Source organism: Microvirga makkahensis (genome assembly GCF_009830105.1).
GTDB lineage: Bacteria > Pseudomonadota > Alphaproteobacteria > Rhizobiales > Beijerinckiaceae > Microvirga > Microvirga makkahensis.
In genome coordinates, this window is record NZ_WURB01000002.1 from 12,486 (window position 1) to 32,523 (window position 20,038).

General features: G+C 61.2%; 13 protein-coding genes and 4 pseudogenes. 7 read left to right on the forward strand and 10 right to left on the reverse strand.

The genetic code is table 11. The features are described 5' to 3' along the window. Positions 1-258: 258 nt before the first annotated feature. Positions 259-1,791, forward strand: a pseudogene (gene ilvA, locus GR328_RS02915) (threonine ammonia-lyase, biosynthetic); the annotation flags it as partial. Between the two features lie 23 nt (positions 1,792-1,814). Here the strand turns inward: ilvA and GR328_RS02920 are convergent. The 3 genes from GR328_RS02920 to GR328_RS02930 form a co-directional block, all read right to left on the reverse strand. Then, positions 1,815-2,978, reverse strand: a complete 1,164-nt coding sequence (locus tag GR328_RS02920; RefSeq protein ID WP_160883045.1) for an MFS transporter — start codon at positions 2,976-2,978, stop codon at positions 1,815-1,817. Positions 2,979-3,155: 177 nt separating this feature from the next. Next, the gene (locus GR328_RS02925; protein WP_160883046.1) at positions 3,156-4,391 is read right to left on the reverse strand and encodes a Zn-dependent hydrolase; all 1,236 of its coding nucleotides are present in this window, start codon (positions 4,389-4,391) and stop codon (positions 3,156-3,158) included. Beyond that, a complete protein-coding gene (locus GR328_RS02930) occupies positions 4,304-5,596 on the reverse strand; it encodes a diaminopropionate ammonia-lyase (RefSeq protein ID WP_160883047.1) in 1,293 nt (430 codons plus the stop codon). Before GR328_RS02930 ends, GR328_RS02925 begins: the two co-directional genes overlap by 88 nt. Positions 5,597-5,704: 108 nt before the next feature. Here GR328_RS02930 and GR328_RS02935 point away from each other — a divergent pair. The 3 genes and pseudogenes from GR328_RS02935 (at position 5,705) to GR328_RS02945 (ending at position 7,888) form a co-directional block, all read left to right on the forward strand. Beyond that, a pseudogene (locus tag GR328_RS02935) lies at positions 5,705-6,190 on the forward strand (Lrp/AsnC family transcriptional regulator). Positions 6,191-6,353: 163 nt separating this feature from the next. Beyond that, a complete protein-coding gene (locus tag GR328_RS02940) occupies positions 6,354-7,403 on the forward strand; it encodes a helix-turn-helix domain-containing protein (RefSeq protein ID WP_160883048.1) in 1,050 nt (349 codons plus the stop codon). Between the two features lie 53 nt (positions 7,404-7,456). Next, positions 7,457-7,888, forward strand: coding sequence for a hypothetical protein (locus tag GR328_RS02945; protein ID WP_160883049.1), 432 nt, complete (start codon positions 7,457-7,459; stop codon positions 7,886-7,888). 156 nt (positions 7,889-8,044) lie between these two features. On the opposite strand, the gene GR328_RS02950 is transcribed toward GR328_RS02945, so the two are convergent. Continuing rightward, positions 8,045-8,566 carry a hypothetical protein gene (locus GR328_RS02950; RefSeq protein WP_160883050.1) on the reverse strand — a complete coding sequence of 174 codons (522 nt, stop codon included), beginning with the start codon at positions 8,564-8,566 and terminating at the stop codon, positions 8,045-8,047. Positions 8,567-8,759: 193 nt separating this feature from the next. Here GR328_RS02950 and GR328_RS02955 point away from each other — a divergent pair, with 193 nt between their 5' ends. Continuing rightward, on the forward strand, positions 8,760-9,170 hold the full coding sequence (locus GR328_RS02955; RefSeq protein ID WP_160883051.1) for a DUF1801 domain-containing protein: 411 nt from the start codon (positions 8,760-8,762) through the stop codon (positions 9,168-9,170). Between the two features lie 584 nt (positions 9,171-9,754). On the opposite strand, the pseudogene GR328_RS28480 reads toward GR328_RS02955, so the two are convergent. Beyond that, a pseudogene (locus GR328_RS28480) lies at positions 9,755-9,954 on the reverse strand (ISNCY family transposase); the annotation flags it as partial. Between the two features lie 313 nt (positions 9,955-10,267). Between GR328_RS28480 and GR328_RS02960 the strand changes: the two are divergent. Continuing rightward, positions 10,268-13,237 (forward strand): annotated as a pseudogene (locus GR328_RS02960) (Tn3 family transposase). Here GR328_RS02960 and GR328_RS02970 read toward each other — a convergent pair. Further along, positions 13,214-13,915, reverse strand: a complete 702-nt coding sequence (locus GR328_RS02970; protein WP_160883384.1) for an IS6 family transposase — start codon at positions 13,913-13,915, stop codon at positions 13,214-13,216. The pseudogene GR328_RS02960 and the gene GR328_RS02970 overlap by 24 nt on opposite strands. A 198-nt stretch (positions 13,916-14,113) precedes the next feature. On the opposite strand from GR328_RS02970, the gene GR328_RS02975 reads away from it, so the two are divergent. Then, positions 14,114-14,386: a hypothetical protein gene (locus GR328_RS02975; RefSeq protein ID WP_160883054.1), complete on the forward strand. Its 273-nt coding sequence runs from the start codon at positions 14,114-14,116 to the stop codon at positions 14,384-14,386. Positions 14,387-14,455: 69 nt separating this feature from the next. Here GR328_RS02975 and GR328_RS02980 read toward each other — a convergent pair whose 3' ends face one another. The 4 genes from GR328_RS02980 to GR328_RS02995 form a co-directional block, all read right to left on the reverse strand. Beyond that, positions 14,456-14,806, reverse strand: coding sequence for a hypothetical protein (locus GR328_RS02980; RefSeq protein WP_160883055.1), 351 nt, complete (start codon positions 14,804-14,806; stop codon positions 14,456-14,458). 331 nt (positions 14,807-15,137) lie between these two features. Then, positions 15,138-16,475, reverse strand: coding sequence for a DNA cytosine methyltransferase (locus GR328_RS02985; protein ID WP_160883056.1), 1,338 nt, complete (start codon positions 16,473-16,475; stop codon positions 15,138-15,140). A 620-nt stretch (positions 16,476-17,095) separates the two neighbouring features. Beyond that, complete coding sequence (locus GR328_RS02990; RefSeq protein WP_160883057.1) at positions 17,096-17,983, reverse strand: hypothetical protein; 888 nt, start codon at positions 17,981-17,983, stop codon at positions 17,096-17,098. A 603-nt stretch (positions 17,984-18,586) separates the two neighbouring features. Beyond that, on the reverse strand, positions 18,587-19,408 hold the full coding sequence (locus tag GR328_RS02995; protein WP_205789706.1) for a hypothetical protein: 822 nt from the start codon (positions 19,406-19,408) through the stop codon (positions 18,587-18,589). Positions 19,409-20,038 lie beyond the last annotated feature (630 nt).

Genomic DNA, 20,038 nt, shown 5'->3' on the forward strand with positions numbered 1-20,038 from the left:
GTCGCTCCGTCCCGCTCGGATCGAATGGGCGCCCGTCACGGTCTGCATCCCTAGGTTGATGTCGGATGCACTTGTGCAAACCGGCTCACCTGGTGGAAAAGGCGCATGGCGGTCCAAGGGGCCTTCCAGCGCATCGTGCCGAAACGTGGACCCGGTTTTCCGCGCCCCACGATGCGCGGTCTATAAGAGGCGGCATCGGATGAGTCCCAAACGTGCAAATGCACTTTTCACGTCCGATGCTCTTGCGGCAGGAGTAAATCAGACGTGCAGGACTACATCAGGAAGATCTTGACGGCCCGGGTCTACGACGTGGCGATCGAGAGCCCGCTCGATCCCATGCCGCGCCTGTCCCACAGGTTCGATACCCCGGTCCGCATCAAGCGCGAGGATCTCCAGCCGGTGTTCTCCTTCAAGCTGCGTGGCGCCTACAACAAGATGGCGGGCCTGCCGCGGGACGCCCTCGAGCGCGGGGTGATCTGCGCCTCGGCGGGCAACCACGCCCAAGGCGTCGCCCTGGCGGCCCGCAGGCTCGGCGCCAAGGCGACTATCGTGATGCCGCGCACCACGCCTGCCATCAAGACCCAGGCGGTCAGAGGGCAGGGCGGACGCGTGGTGCTCCATGGCGAGAGTTTCGACGAGGCCTATACTCATGCCCGGCAGCTGGAGGCGGAGAGGGGACTCACCTTCATTCATCCGTACGACGATCCCGATGTGATCGCCGGGCAGGGCACTGTCGGCATGGAGATCCTGCGCCAGCATCCCGATCCGCTCGAGGCGGTGTTCGTGCCGATCGGAGGAGGGGGCTTGGCTGCGGGAGTTGCCGTCTATACCAAGTTCCTCCGCCCCGAAGTGAAGATGATCGGCGTCGAACCGGAAGATGCCGCCAGCATGGCTGCGGCGCTGGCGGCCGGCGAGCGTGTCATCCTGAACCAGGTCGGTCTCTTTGCCGATGGCGTCGCCGTGCGGCAGGCGGGCGAAGAGACGTTCCGTCTCTGCCGCGAACTGCTCGACGAGGTGATCACCGTCAGCACCGATGAGATCTGCGCGGCGGTCAAGGACATCTTCGAGGATACCCGGGCCATCGCCGAACCATCCGGCGCCGTCAGCCTGGCCGGACTGAAGAAGTATGTGGAGCGAGAAGGGGCACGTCCATACGGGCTCGTCGCCGTCAACAGCGGCGCTAACATGAACTTCGACCGGCTCCGCCACATCACCGAGCGGGCCGAGATCGGCGAGCACCGCGAGGCCCTGCTGGCGGTGACCATCTCCGAACGGCCCGGCAGCTACCGGCGGTTCATCCAGCTTTTGGGGAAACGGTCGATCACCGAGTTCAACTACCGCTACTCCGATCCTCAGGAAGCCCAGATCTTCGTCGGCGTCCAGCTCGCCGAGGGCGAGCAGGAGAAACACCAGATCATCACGATGTTGCGGGAGCACGGCTATTCTGTGCTCGACATGAGCGACAACGAGATGGCCAAGCTCCACGTGCGCTACATGGTGGGCGGGAGAACGCCCAGTCTCGAGGACGAGCTGATCTTCCGGTTCCAGTTCCCGGAACGGCCCGGAGCCCTCCTCAAGTTCCTGAATGGTTTGTCCGGGCGCTGGAACATCTCGCTGTTCCATTACCGCAACCATGGCGCTGATTATGGGCGGGTGCTCGCGGGCATCCAGGTTCCGAGCGAGGAGCGACCGCAACTCAAACGCAGTCTGGATGAACTCGCCTATCCCTACTGGGACGAGAGCAACAACCCTGCCTACCAGCACTTCCTGGGCGGCCGCAGGCTTCCATAGAGCATCGGACCAAGCCCGATGCTCTATGGCTTTCCGACCTTGAAGCTGGCCGCAATGAAGAGCATTGCCCCCACCAGAAGAGCGAAGGCCATGCGCAGATCCGACAGGTGGGCAACGAAGCCGATCAATGCCGGTCCCGCCAGAATGCCGAGATAGCCGAGGGTGGTGACGGCGGTCACGGCCAAGCTCGGCGGCATCGCCCGGGTGCGTCCGGCTGCGGAGAACAGAACCGGCACGACATTGGATGCGCCGGCCCCGACGAGGAGGAACCCAATCAGGTTTGCGGTGGCAGACGGGATGAGGACGACCACGAGAAAGCCGGCAGCCGCCAGAACGCCGCCGGCGATCAGGATCCGCTGCTCGCCGAGAACGGTACGCAACCGGTCTCCTGTAAGACGCCCAAGCGTCATGGCGACCGCAAACGCAGCATATCCCAGACCTGCGAGACCGACGTCGCTGCCCCGCTCCGCGATGAGGAAGACGGCGCTCCAATCCAGCACGGCTCCCTCCACCAGGAAGCACAGGAAGCACAGCAGGCCGATGAACAGGACAATACCCTTGGGCCATACCAGGAGGGGGACGGTCGGACCGTCATCGCCATAGGGAAGAAGGCCCGGCACGGCGATCAGGAGCAGGACGAGGGATGCGGCACTGATCAGGCCCGCTGACAGGACAGGAACGATCACGCCGCTTCCGAGCATCAAGCTCACCAGGCCGGCGCCGGCGATCCCGCCGACGCTGAACAGGCCATGGAAGCCGGACATCATGGGTTTGCCGCTGCTGCGCTCGACGAGGATCGCCTGCAAATTCATGGCCACATCGACGGTTCCCAACGCCGCGCCGAATACCCCAATGGCCAGTGCCATGGCGACCCAGCCGTCGAGCACTGCGAGGAGCGGCAATGTCAGCAGGATGACCAAAACCGACGTACAGATGACGGCCCTGCAGCCGACCCGGGTCGTGAGAATCCCCGTCACTGGCATGGCCGTGATGGAGCCGAGCCCCAAGCACAGCAGGAGCAGGCCCAACGATCCTTCATCCAGTCCCAACCGCTCTCGCGCCAAAGGAACCAGCGGTGCCCATGCCGCCGTGGCGAAGCCGGCGATGAAGAACACGAGGCGGGTTGAGATCTGTTCGCGGACCCGCGCAGAATCGCGGGTCAGGGTCGGGGCAAGGGATGAAGGCATTCGGATAAAATACGGCCTAGGAAACAGGTTTGGGAGGATGGGCAGATGTACGACATATCGACTGGTGGCGCCATCGGTCATGTTCATGCGCTCGCCGTTCCGGCAAGAGGCGAAGACATGTTCCGGAAGCCCCGAATCTCGGGGCTTTGCCGGTGCGGGGCGGATGAAGGTTCGTTCTCATTCGGCTGCGAGGCGGGTGACGACGTCGAGCAGGACGTTGGCTCCCGCAACGAGGGCGGCATCCGGCGTGTGCTCGCGCGGGTTATGGCTGATGCCGCCCGTACTCGGCACGAAGATCATCGCAGAGGGCGCGATCCGGGCGATCATCTGGGCGTCATGTCCCGCCCCTGAGGTCATGCGCCTCGAGGCGAGCCCCCGATTCCGGGCGGCATCCTCCACCAGCTCCACGATCCTCCGGTCGAAGGTCACCGGCTCGAACCGTGCCAGCCGCTCGACCGAGATCGTCACATCCTCGGCGCCCGCCAGATGCCGCAGGTATGCGGCCAATGCCGCCTCCTCCGCCCGGAGACGTCCTTCGTCGGGATCGCGCAGGTCCACCGTGAAGGTGGCATGGGATGGAATGACGTTGATCGCATTCGGCTCGAAGCTCATGCACCCCACGGTCGCGACGGTGGGCGCGTTCGCGTTCTTGGCCCGGTCGCGCAGGAAGGTGACGACCCGCGCCGCCGCATGGCCGGCATCGCGGCGCATGGACATGGGCGTCGTGCCAGCGTGATTGGCGGCGCCGTCGATGACGACGCGTTGCCAGGAGATCCCCTGGAGGTTCTCCACCGCGCCGATAGAGACGCCCTCGCGCTCCAGCACAGGACCCTGCTCGATATGCAGCTCGACATAGACATGGGGCTTCAGGAAACCCGGCTCCTCGGGACCAGCATAGCCGATCCGTTCCAGCTCCGGTCCAAGAATGGTGCCGTCGGTGCCGATCGTCGCCAGCGCCTCCTCCACGGAGAGCCCGCCGGCATGGACGAGCGAGCCCATCATATCGGGGGCGTACCGCACCCCTTCCTCATTGGTGAAAGCGGCAACCGCGACGGGACGGGCAGGGGCGAACCCGGCCGCTTTCAGGGTCTCGATCACCTCGAGCCCGGAGAGCACGCCATAGCTGCCGTCATAGATGCCGGCATCGATGACGGTGTCGATGTGCGAGCCGAGCAGGACAGGTGCTTCGTCCGTGTTGACGCGGTCCCTCCAGATCCCGAAGATATTGCCGATGCGGTCCACGGCGACATCCAGACCGGCTTCGCGAAGCCATGCGACAAAGGCGTCGCGCCCGGCCCTATCCGCATCTGAGCCAGCGAGCCGGATCAGCCTGCCGTCCCCGGCTCGGCCGATCTGTCCGAGTTCCCGGAGCCGGCCAAGGAGGCGCTCCGCGTCGATGGAAAGCGTTGCCATGCATCTGCCCCTCTGGTGGCGTTTGTGACGGCGTCAGGCAGCATCCCGACCAGTTCTGAATAGCGCTCCGGATCGGTTGCACCTTCGGTGTTGATGACGAAGATTCGGGACGCTTCGTTGAGGTGAAGCGCTGTTCGGATCTTAGGATCCGCCGCGGCGCGAATGAGACCGGCAAGGCCTGCCCCGCCGCTCTCTCCCGCCACGATGGCCGGATCGTCCCCGGCGGGGCGGGCCAGGCGGTTCATCACCGCGACCGCATCCTCCTCGGCGACGGTCATGAAGGCATCGGCAACGCGGGACAGCACCCGCCAGGCGACCAGCGACGGCTCGTAGCATTCCAGCATCGCCATGACGGTGGGCTCGCCGTGCTCGATCTTAACCGGATGCCCCGCCCGTGCGGTCTCGAAGAGGCAGGCGGCGCGGGCGGGATCGACTACGACGAAGGTTGGCCGGTGGTCCCCAAGGGCAAGAGCGAGATGCCCTGCCACGGCAGCCGCGACGCCCCCGACCCCCGCCTGCACGAACACATGGGTTGGCGGCTCGGAAAGCTGGCGCAGGGCTTCACGCACCATGGCGGTGTAACCCTGCATGACCAGGCCGGGAATGCGCTCGTAGCCGGGCCACGAGGTGTCGGACACCACGATCCAGCCGTTCTCGGCTGCGACCCGTGCGGCCTCGGCGACCGAGTCGTCATAGGTGCCCTCGACCCGGATCATCCGGGCGCCGAAGCGGGCGATGGCCGCCACACGCTCGTCGCTGACACCGGAGTGCACGAAGATGGCAGCCCTGGCGCCGACGAGCTGCGCCCCCTGGGCCACCGAACGCCCGTGATTGCCATCGGTGGCACAAGCAACTGTCATCGCAACCGCTACGGCGTGAACCTCGGGTGTGTGCAGTTCGGCGATATCGATCGGGCGTCCGAGTTGGCGTTCCGCTTCCTCCAGCACAAGCCGGATGACGGCATAGGAGCCACCCAGGGCCTTGAAGCTGCCGAGGCCCAGCCGGAATCCCTCATCCTTGACATGAACCGCACCCACACCGAGTTCTGCGGCCAAGGCCGGCAGGGTGTGCAGGGGCGTCGGGGCATGGTTGTCCCGATAGGTAAGGTATCGCTCAACCTTTTCAGCCGCTGTCGCGCCCAGCGTCTCGGCATCAACCGGATCAAGTGGCTTGCGGTGGTCGGGGTGCTGATTGAGCAGGAACATCGCCATCCCTCATTGGTGAGATGGCGAGAGGATATTGCACCTGCCGCGAGAAGTGCGCTCTATTTAGGTCCGCTGAATGCAAGATTTTTTCGTGCTGATGGGTTCTCCGTGTCCAAGCCTTCGCCGTCAATCACCCTCGACAGCTTCGATCTCGGGATCCTGAATATTCTCCAGAGGGACAACACGACGCCGCAGCGGGTGATCGGTGAGGCCGTGGGTCTGTCAGCCCCGGCCGTGCAGCGCCGCATCCAGCGGATGAGGGATGCTGGGGTCATCCAGGCCAATGTCGCTATTATCGATCCGGCCCGGGTCGGGCAGCCGATCACCATCTTTGTGGAGGTCGAGGTGATCAGCGAGACGGCGGAGCTGATCGATGCCGCCAAGCGGGAATTCGCGTCCGCTCCGGAAGTGTAGCAATGCTACTACGTCACCGGAGAGGCTGATTTCGTTCTGATGGTCGTGGTGCCGACCATGACGGCCTACGAAGCGCTCACGCGACGGCTGTTCTTCGGGAACCACAACGTGAAGAGGTTCCGCACCTTCGTTGCCATGGACCGCGTCAAGGTCGGATTGATGGTTCCTCTGACAGGATGACTGGAGGCTGGACCGGGGGACATCCCCGGTGGGGGGCGGCGCGTCGAGGCTCGCCCTTCTCCCGCTCGATGATATCGATAGTGGAGTATGCGCCGGACGAATTTCTTCTTATAATGCTCTTCCGCCAGTTTTTCATAGCTCCAGGATGAATTCGAACGGAGACATGCCAAGCTCCCAGTTCTTTCGTTTCGATGGGTCCTCGGTCTCATCGGCGGAGGAGGCTTATTGGATCTGGCGTGACATCGTGTCGGTGCTGTTCGATGTCTCGTTGGCAGATGCGAAGGCCGTCGACAGTTTCCGTGTCGGGGTCGAAAGCTATCATCTCGGGCCGCTTCTCATTGGAAGCGCGGAATCGGCTGCTCAGCAGTTTCGCCGATCTCCCACGACGATCGCTCGAAGCGGAGTCGACCATTATGTCGTCCAGCTTTATCAGCAGGGCGGATACGTGGGAGAGGCAGAAGGGCGCACCGTGCGTGTCGAGCCGGGAGACATCAGCATTCTCGACCTCTCACGGACGCTGCAGACGCAGGCGGAGAGTTTTCGCAATCTGACCCTTGTGGTGCCACGGCCACTTCTGGAGCCGCTGCTGAAGAATCCAGATGGGCTGCATGGCATGGTGCTGCCGGGCCGCTCAGCCCTCGGCCATCTGCTCTCCAATTACCTGCGCACGGTTTACGAGACGGCTGGCTCCTTGAGCGCCGAGGACAGCGCCGCTCTGACGGCCGCGACCGCGAGCCTCATCGCAGGTTGCTTCGGCCCATCGGCAGATGCGCAAGAGCCCGTCATGGCTGCACGGCGAGGGGCGCTGCTCTTGGCCGTCAAGCGCTACATCGACGGCAACCTCGCAGACCCGGATCTTACGGTCGACCACCTTGCCCGCGAGTTCCGCCTGTCACGGGCCACGCTCGCGCGCCTGTTCGAAACGCTGGGGGGCGTAGCAGGCTACATCCGGGAACGCCGCCTGCTCCGCTGCCTTGCAGAGATTACGGCACCGGACCATGCTCATCGCTCCATCGGCGAACTGGCCTATGTCTGGGGCTTCGGTAACGAGGCCGCCTTCAGCCGTGCCTTCCGCCGGATGTTCGGCATATCCCCGCGAGAGGCGCGCGCGGAGGCGAGCCTGGCCCGGCGCGCGGCACAGCAGCGCCTGTCCGGCCTCCCTGACGACGGTGGACCCGTCCTGGCGCAATGGATCCGCAATCTCAAAGGCTAGAGCAATGACAGCCGAGCCTCCGGCCCCGCAGCATCGCGTCCCGTGGAAAGCAGATGACGGCGATTCTTCAACATTGGTGCACCGTTCTTGTCATACTCACCGCGGCGATTGCGCCAATCCGGGGCGCATTGGGGCAGGGCAGACATGATGACAGCCCGTTCGCCCCTGCCGAGATGATACCAGAGCGGCCCGCCCGCTGCCATGAGATCAAGGAGGCGGTCCGGGACGTTCCCACGCCGGCAGGGCTGGATCGCATCGATTTCAGCGCGGTCGGCGCTCTCAGCCTCGTGCACTTCGACGGTGTGCTCGCCTATATGGGCATCTGCAGCGAGCCGGACGCGAAGGTCCTCTGCGTGACGTACAGCACGAATGACCTGAAGGTGGGTGATGTTGTGATCGTAACCGGGAGCTACAGCAGGATGGCTCCGAACTATGTTGTTCTGGATCCGTGTCTTACGCGGCGCCTTGATCGCGGTGCAGAGTGAGTGACCGGGCATGCGTTCAGCGCGTGCATTTCGAGAGCCTATCTGATGCGGCTGCCGCATCGACTTTTGCAACCATTTTGAAACGTCTCATGTTTTAGCAAACTAGAACTGCGCTGATCTCGCGGCGTTTGCTCCCTCTTGGAGTGCGCGACGGCGTCATCCTCGCACGCGAGATGGGCGAGGATGATCCGGTTCTGGACCATGTTCGCGAGGCTCGGGCGGCGTCGAGGATTTGCTGGGCACGGGCTCTCCGGCCAAAACACCACCGTTCCGGCAACCCGGCAACCCGGCAACCCGGTGATCCAGGAGCTCGCACAGGAACTCCCAGGCCCACGGTTCGGTGGCATTGCCGATGCGGAGGCCCTCGACCTTGTCGATGAAAATGGCCCCGGTCTCGCGCTTGGCGACAAGCGCCTTCACCTGCTTGATGCCATCGAGAACGCTGCCAGGCCGCTGGCGCTTGGGCGGGTTGAGCGTCTTGATCACCGCAAGGGCCGGGTCGCGGCCACCCTTGAGGCCGACGAGTGGCGTCAGAGCTGCCGTCAAGGTGTTCCGCTGGGGCGACGAATTCTCAGCGAAGTGGCCGGCATATTGGTGCAGGAGCACGGTTCTGCCCATGCCGGCGGGTGCGGCGATGAGCATGCACTGGGTGCTGCCTTGTCCGATGGCGGGCTGCACGGAATGGTTCTTCTGATAGTAATGAGCCGCCTCGGACGGCCGTTCTTTTGGATCGCATACAATGAGGATCGCAGGATCGTTCTCAAACGCCTGAAGGCGTTCAGGCAGACCGAGATCGAAGTGTTGCTTGGGAATTTGTCATGAGCTATGGCAACGCTTCAGAGAGTGGCTGAAAGATCATCGTGGAGAGTGCATGGCCGGTCAGGATTCTCCGTCTGCCCGAATCGACGCAAGGATCGCGGGACTCGGCGATTGGCGCGGCGAAGTGTTGGCGCGGATGCGCAGCCTGATCCATGAGGCCGACCCTGAGGTGGTCGAGGCAGTGAAGTGGGTCAAGCCGACCAACCCCTCGGGCGTACCAACCTGGGAACATGCCGGGATCATCTGCACGGGGGAGGTCTATAAGGCCTACGTCAAGCTGAGTTTCGCGCAGGGCGCGGCGCTAGCGGATCCCGCAGGGTTGTTCAACGCCGGCTTCGGCGGCGGCACGCGCCGAGCGATTGACATCCGTGAGGGCGAGACGGTCGACGCCGCCGCGTTCAAGACGCTGATCAGATCGGCGGTGGCGTTCAACCTCACGAAGCCGAAGCCCAAACGGCCTTAGCCGCACTAGAATGCAGTGGTAGCTGAGCGCTTCGGCATATGGCCGCGGCGAGTAACCTCGGTTTAGGTGAGATCTGCGGCCATGCGCCTGCTGCCGCTACTTGAACCATTCCGTCCACGCCGCCTGACAGCTAAGCTCAGAGCTGATGTCAGCACTCATTAGACAAGTCACTGTTTGTGCTCGTTAGAGATGTCATTCCTGAGAAGCGGCTCTGAGAGTTCAGCCAACCTTGAACAAGCTCTTGGCCTGCCCGCGAGGGCGAGGAGCGCTTTTGCTGCGGCTCATGTCGAGATCCTTCTGCCGCTCGGCAATGTAGGTCAGCGCCGGCCCGAGCCGCTTGTTCTCCACAATCGGCCTTGGTTCACCTGCGGGCGGCGATCAAAGGTCCGGCAGGGCAACTCACGACCCTGGTGCTTGATGGCAAACCGGCCATCCGGATAGTCGTAGATCATCACCCGCTGACGAGCGAGAGAACGGGTGCGTGCATTCGGCTCCAGAAGGAACAGCATCTGGTCGTATTGCAGCGTCAGGTCTTTAATGACCGTGCACTCCTCCTGCCAGGCGAAGATGTCGCCGAGATCATCGTGCTTGTCCGAGTAGAACGCGACCGGCTTACCATAGCGCTCCAGAGGACCCGCGCCGCTGCAAAATAGTCGAAGGTGGCCTCCGTCTCGACAAACCGCAGGTGCATCAGCCGGCTGGTAGCGTCATCGATGACGATCAGCAGGGTGCACGTGGGACCACGCTCCTCGAACCACCAGCGCTGCGAGCCATCAATCTGGACGAGCTCGCCCGGGCCGATCCCGTGCCGCTCGGCCAGCTTCTCGCAGGCGAGCGTCGGACCGAAATCGGGGTCATCGCAGAATCTTCCCGGCATCCTACGCTAAGAGTTTGGGAGCGTCACAGACTGCATAGGACATTCAGCACGCATCCAGCAGTCTGAGCAGATGTGTGACTGGCGGAGTCCATTCCACACATCTGTAACTTTGGAACACATGACCCGTGTGAAAGCCTCTTGCCTGCTCTCGTCTTGTTGGAAGCGGTTTGGCAACAGGAATATGCAACACGGCGAGGCCTTGTCACCCGACTGGCCTGCCATGAAGAAGCACGAAATCCTCTCTCCGCAATCCCGCGCCACTCTGTTCGACCCACCGTCAGATGTCGCCTCAATCGTTCGCCATTACACGTTCTCAATGGAAGATCTGGCGCTGATCCGGCAAAGACGCCGGGATGCAAACAGGCTCGGCTTTGCCGTCCATCTCGCCTACCTGCGCTACCCTGGCCGCGTACTCAGTCCGTCGGAAGTGCCGCCCAAGGACATGCTGGCTTTCATTGCCCATCAACTCCAGGTTAACCCATCGGCCTTCCTGGATTACGGGCAGCGTGAAGCAACTCGCTGGGAACATCTCAACGAACTCTATACCTATCTCGGCTTGCGGCCCTTCCGGCACGATGACGAGCCGAGTATCGCGGATTGCCCGCGAAGAGGCTATCGGGACCGATCGCGGCGACGCCATTGTTGGCGCCATGGTCTCACACCTGCGCAAAAACCTTGTTGTCTTACCTGCTGCCACAGAACTCGAGCGGATTGCCCTCACAGCTCGCGCGCAAGTCCGTAAGCGAGCCTACCGATCATTGGTTGATGGTCTGACCTCCACTGTCAGAGTGCGACTGAGTGACCTGATCGAGGTGGCTGAGGACCAAAGGAGGACGCCTCTGGCCTGGCTCCGGGACTGGCCAGAGGCGCCAACTCAGAAGAATCTCGCCGCGATTGTGGAGCGACTCGGGGTCGTGCGCTCGTTGGGCGTCGAGCCGGATCGCGAGCGGCGCGTTCACCGGGCCCGCTACGCGGTGATCGCCCGGGAGACCGCCATCCTCAGTGCTCAGCATCTGTCTCGTCTGGAAAGTGAGCGGCGGCTTGCATCTCTGATTGTCTTCGCCCGCGAGATGGAGGCCGAACTGACCGATGCTGCAATCACGATGTTCGACAAGATGATTGGCAGCGTGTTCCGCAAGGCCGATCGCCAGCACAAGGAACAGGTGGTTAGCCGAGCGAAGACAATCGACAGTGCCGCCCGGGCGCTGATCGACATGGCCAAGGCCATGCTGGAGGCTCGGACGAGAGGAGCCGATCCGCTTATGGCAGTCGAGCAAACCATCGGCTGGCGCGGGCTTGAGACGTTGGTGGGTGAGATTGATCAGACGATAGGGGACACCCGACAGGATAGCCTGGCGGAGGTCATTGACCACTATCCCGGCATTCACCGGGTTGGCAAAATGATTCTTCGGACCTTCACGTTCCATTCATGGAGGGCATCCGATCCCCTGCTCACTGCAGTCGAACTCCTGCGGACCCTTTACGCCTCCGGCCAGCGCAAGCTCCCGGCTCTCGTCCCGACCGCCTTTATGACACCTGCTTGGCGAAAGCTCGTTGGGAAAGGCGCCTCTGTCGACCGCCGGACCTGGGAGATCGGGGTCATCGTCGCCCTTCGGGACCGGCTGCGGGCTGGCGACGTCTGGGTGGAGGGGAGCCGGTCCTACCGGGCATTCGACGACTTCCTGCTGCCCCTAACGGCATTCGCCACCCGTCGTCAGAGTGGTGAACTTGGTCTTGCGATCCCTGACAGCTTCCAGGCTTGGCGTGAGGGGCGCTGTGCCACGCTGGATCGGCGGCTTCGCGAGGTCGGGGCGCAGGCCGAGGCCGGCGAACTCTCCGAGGCGGTCATCTCATCGACCGGGCTTTCGATCAGCCCGATCCGCCAGCACGATAGTGGGGCTGATGATATCGCCCGGCGGCTCTACAGCATGCTTCCCCGCCTGCGGATCACAGACCTTCTCGCCGAGGTCCACGGCTGGACGAACTTTGCGGACCGGTTCAGCCATCTTCGATCCGGGGCGCCTCCGGAGAATCCAGTCGCGCTCATGACGGCCATTCTGGCGGATGCGACCAATCTGGGACTGGCGCGGATGGCGCGAAGCTCCGGCCTCTTCAGCCATTCTCATCTGCTCTGGACGGCGGAGTGGCATATCCGGGACGAGACGTATCAAGCCGGCCTGGCTGCCCTGGTCGATGCCATCCATGCTCAGCCCTTCACTGTGGTCTGGGGTGATGGTGCCACTTCATCCTCGGATGGGCAGTTCTTCCGGGCCGGTGGGCATGGGCAAGGCCGTGCCGATCACAACGCCCGCTACGGCTCGGAGCCGGGAGCGAAGTTCTACACGTTCATCTCTGATCGGTTTGCGCCGTTCCACACTCAGGTGATTGCCGCCAACGCCAGCGAAGCGCTCCATGTTCTGGACGGTCTGCTGCATCACGAAAGCACGCTCGCGATCCGGGAGCACTTACCGATACCGGAGGCGTTACCGAGCACGTGTTTGGCCTGTGCCATCTTCTCGGCTTCCGGTTTGCTCCACGGATCCGGGATCTTGCCGATCGCCGCCTCTATGTCGCCGGCGACCGGGCTGATTACGGCAGCCTCGGCGCGATGATTGGAGGTTCAATCAACCTCCACTGCATCAAGGAGAATTGGGACGAAGTCCTGCGAATGGCGGTCTCAATCCGGGCAGGCACGGTTGCACCCTCGACGCTGATGCGTCGGCTCGCCGCCTATCCACGCCAGAACGCTCTCGCGAAAGCTCTCCGCGAGAGCGGTCGTTTGGAACGCACACTGTTTACGTTGGACTGGATCTCGGACCCGGCCCTGCGCCGGCGCACCAATGCTGGTCTCAACAAGGGCGAGGCTCGTAACACTTTGGCTCGAGCTCTGTTCTTCCATCGCCATGGCGAACTCCGGGACCGAACCTTTGAGAACCAGCGCTACCGCGCCTCTGGGCTCAACCTGACGATCGCGGCCATCATCCTCTGGAACACGGTTTATCTCAGCCGAGCCGTTGACGAGCGCCGCGCCGGTGGCGCGCACCTGCCGGATGAGCTCCTGGCCCATATCGCACCGCTCGGCTGGGAGCACATCAGCTTCAATGGAGACTATGTCTGGCCGACCGAGCCTCTCACCGGGCACTTCCGTCCGCTGCGGAATCCACGCTCACCTTTCCTCGAAGCGGCTTAGCGTAGGATTCCGGGAAAATTCTGCGATGACCCCGTATTTCGCCTGTCCCTTTCTCATCATGTGCACCATCTCGATGCCGCCCAGCACAGCGCGAGCGCTATTCATGGATTTGAAACCCATCATCGGATGGATCCGCCGCTTGATGGCCCGATGATCCTGCTCGATACGATTATTGAGGTAGGCGCTTTGCCGAATGCGGATCGGCTTAAGCTGACATCTCGATCTGTCCTGCAGCCGGTCCGTTGTGTCACAGCACAGGATTGCTTCCCGGTTAGTCTGGCTGCCGTCGATTACAATCCGCTCTGGCCGACCATGCCGGGTGAGAGCCTTGCGCAGGAACCGTTTCGCGGCGGTCAGATTGCGCCGCTCGCTGAACCAGAATTTCACCGTGTCGCCGTTGCTGTCGATGGCCCGGTAGAGATACATCCATCGCCCGCGGACCTTGATATATGTCTCATCGACATGCCATTTCCGGCTGACGGGTCGCTTGTGGCGATTGAATCGCTCAAGCAGCTCGGGCGAGTAACGGACAACCCAGCGGCCGACCGTGGCGTGGTCAACGGAAATGCCTCGCTCGGCCATCATTTCCTCAAAATCGCGTAGGCTGAGGCTGTAAGCGAGATACCACCGGACGCAGAGCAGGATCATGGATCGATCAAATTGCCTGCCCTTGAACACGCCACCCTTCGCCACTGAGACCTCCACCCCAGTAGCTGAAACCCTGAAACAAATTCTTGCGACAGATCCGTCGATGATGGCGCGTCAGGTCGGATCTCCTTGAACTCGCTGCAGAATTCCCGGGGACGCCATCGCCGGGATCCTTGACGCCGTTCCAAGGCGAGCTCATGAACTCCGTCCAACTTGTGGAGGTCCCTCATGACAATGCACCCGAATGCGTTTGCCGGAATGCTGGCTTATGGGATGACCGACATGCTTATGAGCGCCGGGCGCGTCGTTGCTGAGACCCGGCAGGCGCGCATCCAGTATGCCTGGGCTACGGCACTGGCCTCCGCTCGTGGGGACGCTCACCAGATGTCCCAAATTGCCGTAGCCGCGATCGACCGTGTCGGGGAACTCGAGGAAGAGGTCGCACGCCTGCGCAGGACCCTCAGGCAGCGGACGGACGCTCTGGAGGCCGTCGCACGGTAAACCAGGGCCCGGAAGTCAGAAGGCCCAGACATCGCTGGGCCTTCTGACGCATCGAAGATGAAGTCCGCCTTAATGCATCGGAACGCGTCCGTGGACGCCCTTCGCTTTCGCAATACGGGCAAAGAGTTCATCCACATCGAGCCTTCTCACCACAGGTTCTGGGGACATCGGCTGATCAGGGTCTGGAGGCTCGATGCCGACAATGCCGGACCGTTTGCCAGCGGCAACGAGGCCGCATTTTACCGGACCGGCTGCGGCGAGCTTTTTCAGATCGGCGTCCTTGCGCGTCAGAAGCCAGACCCGCACATGGTCCGGTAACGCATCCAGATCCATGTCCAGTCGCCCATCCTCCGATGCGGACGCATAGGCATGGATGGTTTCACCGACTGGATCGGAGCGTCGCATCATCTGGTCATGCATGTCGATCTTCCGGCGCCGTTCGCCGAGAGTGTCGAGCGCGCTCCTGACAGCATCAACATGATCGGAGTTCGATTCAGGGGCAGGGGGCATTTGCCCGCCGCCAAAAAAGCTACCAAGAAAGGCTCCTGGGATTGACGCTGTTGCCTGGGCTATGTTGGCAACCCACCGCCCGGAAGTGGCACACCAACGCCATGTGAACGATGCCGTCTGAGCGACAGCTCGGAAAATTGCGGCAAGAACGGCTGCGAGTCTCATGTGGCTCTCCCTCCCCTGTCCTGAGAGGAGGGTGCTTACAGACGTTGCATGCCACGAGCCGAAATTCCGATCGCGTTCAGTTCGATTGTGCTGATCGTCGCTTCTTCTTGGGGCTGATCGTGACCCATCCATCCTCATCGGGCGGATCGCCATTATCTTCGGGGATGTCATAGTGTTGGGTTTCGAATGGCGGCAGCCCGCGCTTGATCAGATCAAACACACATTCGTCGTACAGACGCAGGGCCTTTTTCAGGTTTGATTTACGCTGGGGCGATGCCGAAGCAACGGCAGGAATGCGGTCGAGAAGGGCGATTGCAGTCTCCAGAGGTGCCTGTGTGGCCGGGCCAAGATACTGTTGGACAGTCCGGTATGCCGCCTTCGTGTCATAGATCCTCTGCGTCGGAAATCCTTGCTCCTGCAGCCATTCCTCGAAGTGGAATGGGATCTCGCGCTTGATTGCAGGGCGCTCACCTCTTGAATGGGCCATGACGCATTGCCCGACGGCTCTGGCCAGCGGCGGCGGAACAGAATTAGCCAGCATTCGAGCGAACTTCGTCTTGCCACCGCATGGATCCCAGTCCCATGTCTCCGGGAAACCCTGCAACCTTGCGAACTGCGTCCTTGTGGGAACCGGGAGCCTCCAGACATCGTCAACGTCGCCACGTCTGGGCAGATAATTCTTTCCCGGAGCCCAGGGGGTGGACCGTAAGATGGTCGGGGAAGGCCAGTCGACCCGGCGGGTTCCAGGGCTGCTTTTGCCGCCAGGCCCCGACCAGTACAGCTTTCCTCGCCCGTCCCCGAAGTCCACCCCAAAGTCAGCCCCCAGAACATCACCGACTGTCATCGGGCGAGGTGACTTCAGGTCATTGAGGTGCTCGTCCAGAAAACCGTCGACTTCCCCCATGCACCCAACGACAATAAGGCGCGTTCTTGCCTGGCCGACCTGATAGAAGCTGGCTTTTAGAACGGATTCTGTCAGGCCGTAGCCTGCAAATTTGAAGATGGATCGTGCGCGGGAATACGCATCGGACTTTTGCGCATCAACCACGTTTTCCATGACGAAGTACCGGGGACGTGTCACTCCGATAATGACAGCGAACGCCGCCGTGAGATCGGCAAGCTTGCCCTCTTTCCGGTTGCGCTTGGCCCGCGAGAACTCCACACAAGGAGGACCGCCTGCGATCATCTCGGGCTTGAGGTCAGCGATATCAGGAGCAGCTCGTGTGAGGTCGCCGAGGTCGCTGACGCGGACATGAGAATCGCCGGTCAGTGGAGCCAGCCAAGGCGAGAGGTTCGCCCGGTGGACATCCAGCGCCGGTTGCCAGTTGTCGTAGGCCTTTTGAATCTTAAACCCCGCCTGGGTCAGTCCGAGCCCCATTCCTCCGGCGCCACAAAACAGCTCGATGACGCGCACGTGGTTTTCCTCATCTCGTGAAAGTTCTTCACGGCCATCTCTATCCGGAGGCAATGGTCGACAGGTAGTGAGATCTGTTCTGCTCCATGAAGATCGTCAGACAGGGTAAACGCTTCATTTGCGCCGAGCGCCTTGGCCCGCTGGCGAGATGCTCCAGCTCTACTCGGGCGACCGATGCTTTCGAAGGTATGCTGGACCGGCTGGAGGTCTCCTGCCGTATGGCAGATGGGTCTACTGCGGACCTATGTGCCAAAGCTGTCACAAACGACACTCGAGGCCGAATGCGTATTCCGGCTTTGGCTTGGTCGTGAAATATCTTCACGATATTCGGTCATTCATGTTCCCTGCGTTGAGCCATCATTCCAGGTCGTGAATTCACTTCACGACAGATGGTTCTCTGGTTGTAGTCGGAGCGGGCAGAGAGAACTCCGGATTGCGCGAGAGACGGCAGCTAAGCCGGATGGTGCCCAGAGGATTGGGGCCGCGAGGCGTTTTGGAGCGGCCAAGAAGGAAATACGGCTTACGGTGTCCAGCCGGTTCCAAGTCCGAATGGGGCAGGTCGCCCAATAGAAAGGATCGGAATTCATCTCCAATCTTGGGGTGTCTGCGGCTGGGACCGATCAGGCAATCTCGGCCACTACAAGGCTGTAACTGCCTTCGGATTTGCCCCATCGGTAGACGAGATCGGCGTCCTCTGGGTCGAAATCAATTCCTTCAGGGACGCGATAGGCAGTCAGGATTGCACGACCAAGGCTCAGATCGGGAGGATTCGCTATCCTGAGTTCTGGATGTGCCACCCCTTGCGTCAAATCGTGGACGGCTCTTGCGACATCCATGCCTCTCCCGCAGACAAACCCGGAAGCTCTGTCGATGAGGACGATCTCGGCTCGGCTGAACAAAGATTTCAGTTCTTGGTCCCAATCGCTCACGGTGTCTCTTACGAAGTCAGAAATCGAGGTGACGAGGGACTCACGAACCTCGTACTGGTCCGAAAGCCTCCACTCTTCCTCTGAAATGCCTGTGTCGACAGCCATTTGGATGTGATCCGGAAGCCTGTCCCAGACCTCTTGCAGCCGGTCACACTCGGGAGCGGAGCCATCCTCTTCGATCTCCTCTTTGATATCTTCGATTTCAGCAGCGAAACCAGGATCGAGGTCGTCCTTGCCGTATGGATTCAGCACCCAATCCAAACGGTGCCGTTGGAGTAACTCGGCCCAATCTCCCCATGAACATCCAACTTTGACTTTGACCTCGAGGCTATGCACGTCGAGCTCAAACTCAGGGGTGTCGTGGTACCTGTCCCCGCTGCCATGAGGTTGGACGAATGGATCGCAGTTCGTGATCTCCTCTAGGGCCTCGTCAACGAGTTCTTTGATGAGGTCCGCTGTTCGCTGGTCTTCGAACAACTCAAGGCACTCGATAAGCCCTTTCACCTCCCAGCAGACGTTTGGTTTCAGTTCTACGAGATGCTCCTGATAGTGCCTGCAGCCGCCTGTTGGCCGCTTCAATGAAAGCCTTATCAAAAGGATTCCCCGAACGTTTCATGCCTCCAAGTGATTTAATATCAGTTTGACAGCTGTGCGCATCCGTTAAATCTGGTCGTGCCGAGATTGCGGTGTACCCATTCCAGATGCTCGGGCAGCGCTTCCTACGGTCTCAACCGAGCGAGAAGGGAAAAGACTGACCTTGCGTCCGTCGAGTGAAGGAGAAGGCACCTATTAGACTGATGGATGCGTGTTGCTCGGACCCACATCGATAGCCTTTGTATTTGTCCGATAAGGTCACGGGCAGCATGTTCTGCGTGCAGGAAGCGTTCTGGCGGGAATGCCGCCTTCGCTATCCACACGGACCCGATCGCGAGTTCTGTGTTGAGGGCGGTCGATTGTACAAAGAGCCTCTCAGTGGTGATCTGATCACCCCAACGCATGAGTGCTGATAGATAGAGTGAGGGACTGAGGCAGCATGGTTCTCATCGATGTATAACCATCCGAATGGCGCGATGCGAACCCCGGAGCTCGGCGCAGGAATGTCAGATGGTCCAAGCACCGGGAATCGGCGGTCTGGATCAGAATTTGTTTCTGATCCAGACCGCCGGCGCATTGTGTATCGGATCAAGCGGCCTCGGCCTTTACAACGGTGTAACTGCCCTCGTACACGCCCCAGCGCTTGACCAGATGAGCATCCCTGCGGTTGAAATATAGGCACGCCGGAACGTGAAAGGCGTGGTAGACCCAGTCACCTTCGGTTTCGTGCGGAGTGGATTCAAGCCTGTATATCGGCTCCCCAAAAAGCAGAAGATTATCGGCGGCCTCGGACAGGTCAGTGCCTTGTGCAATGATGGATCCGGTGCCCTGCTCGATCAGGACGACATGCTTCCGTTCATAGGCCCTGATACGATCGTCAATGCGCTTGCGATAATCCCGGGTCAGGCCGGTGAGAAGGCAGATAAGACCTTCACGGATCTGAGCATGCTCGGGGGACATGACCTTGTCCTTGGATGCCTTCATGCCGATGGCCTGCCGTGTCTCAAACGACAGCTCCTTCCAAAGGGTAATCATGAAGTTGTCTTCCAGGATGGCGCCGTTGGCCTGGAGAGCTACCGTGGCGAGGTTCACTTCAGTGACAGCGTCTGTCTCAAGCCTGTCCAGGTTCAGCGGGTTTGACAGCCATTGAAGGCAGATCGGCTCGAGACGTGCGTTCCAATGCTCCCACGTATCGTCGTGGAGCACCGTGTCGAATCCGATGCTGTAGGAATCTCTGTCTGGCGTGTCGAAGACTGTGCTTTGAGCATACTCGCGGCGCCACGGAGCATCGCTCGTGAAGAGGTTAAGCCAGTCATCGACGATAGTTTCAATATCGATGTTATCGATCTCTTCAATGACGTCGAGATGCTCGGCTAAGTCGCAGCTGATGGTTCCTTCGCGCCACATCATCCTTCTCCCATGGCTAGAGCTTTCAGGGCTGAGAAAATGGTTTGCGCCGCCGCGTGGGCTGGCAAGCTGCGTTCGACGGTGGCGGCAATGCTGTCCCGTTGGAGTGACATTTTCGTCACGCCGGACTGAGAGCTGAATCGGAAAGCTTGAGCTTTGAATCGCATGCTCATGCCTTTGAATCGATTGTCCGCAAATTGTTTCAACTCGAGGCAAGTTGGCTACACGTCAGGACAGAGCGGACGCAACTTGTCATCAATTCAAGAGACGCCCTAGAGTGTGGTTAGCAGCAATCATCTCCTTGACGGTCTTGAACAACGTGTCGCGATTGTCATATTTCGATGCCTTGCTACGGTTCCGGGATTTTTGTGGGCATCACCGGGTGACACGCCGGTGAGATAGGGGACAATACCGACAGATCATCGCGGCATTACGCTGTTTCTGGGGGTCTTAATCCTGTCTGGCCTTGGCCGTGGCAGTATTCATCCCAGGCCATGATTAGGCCTGAACGGATAAGCCCGAGTCCTTTGCTGCATGGCTGCCGGGTTGGGCGCAGTCCCCGGCTCCAGCGATGCGGCGTATGTAAGTTCGTTGGGGAAGGGCCATAGCCGAGTTCAATCATGCTCGGTAGAT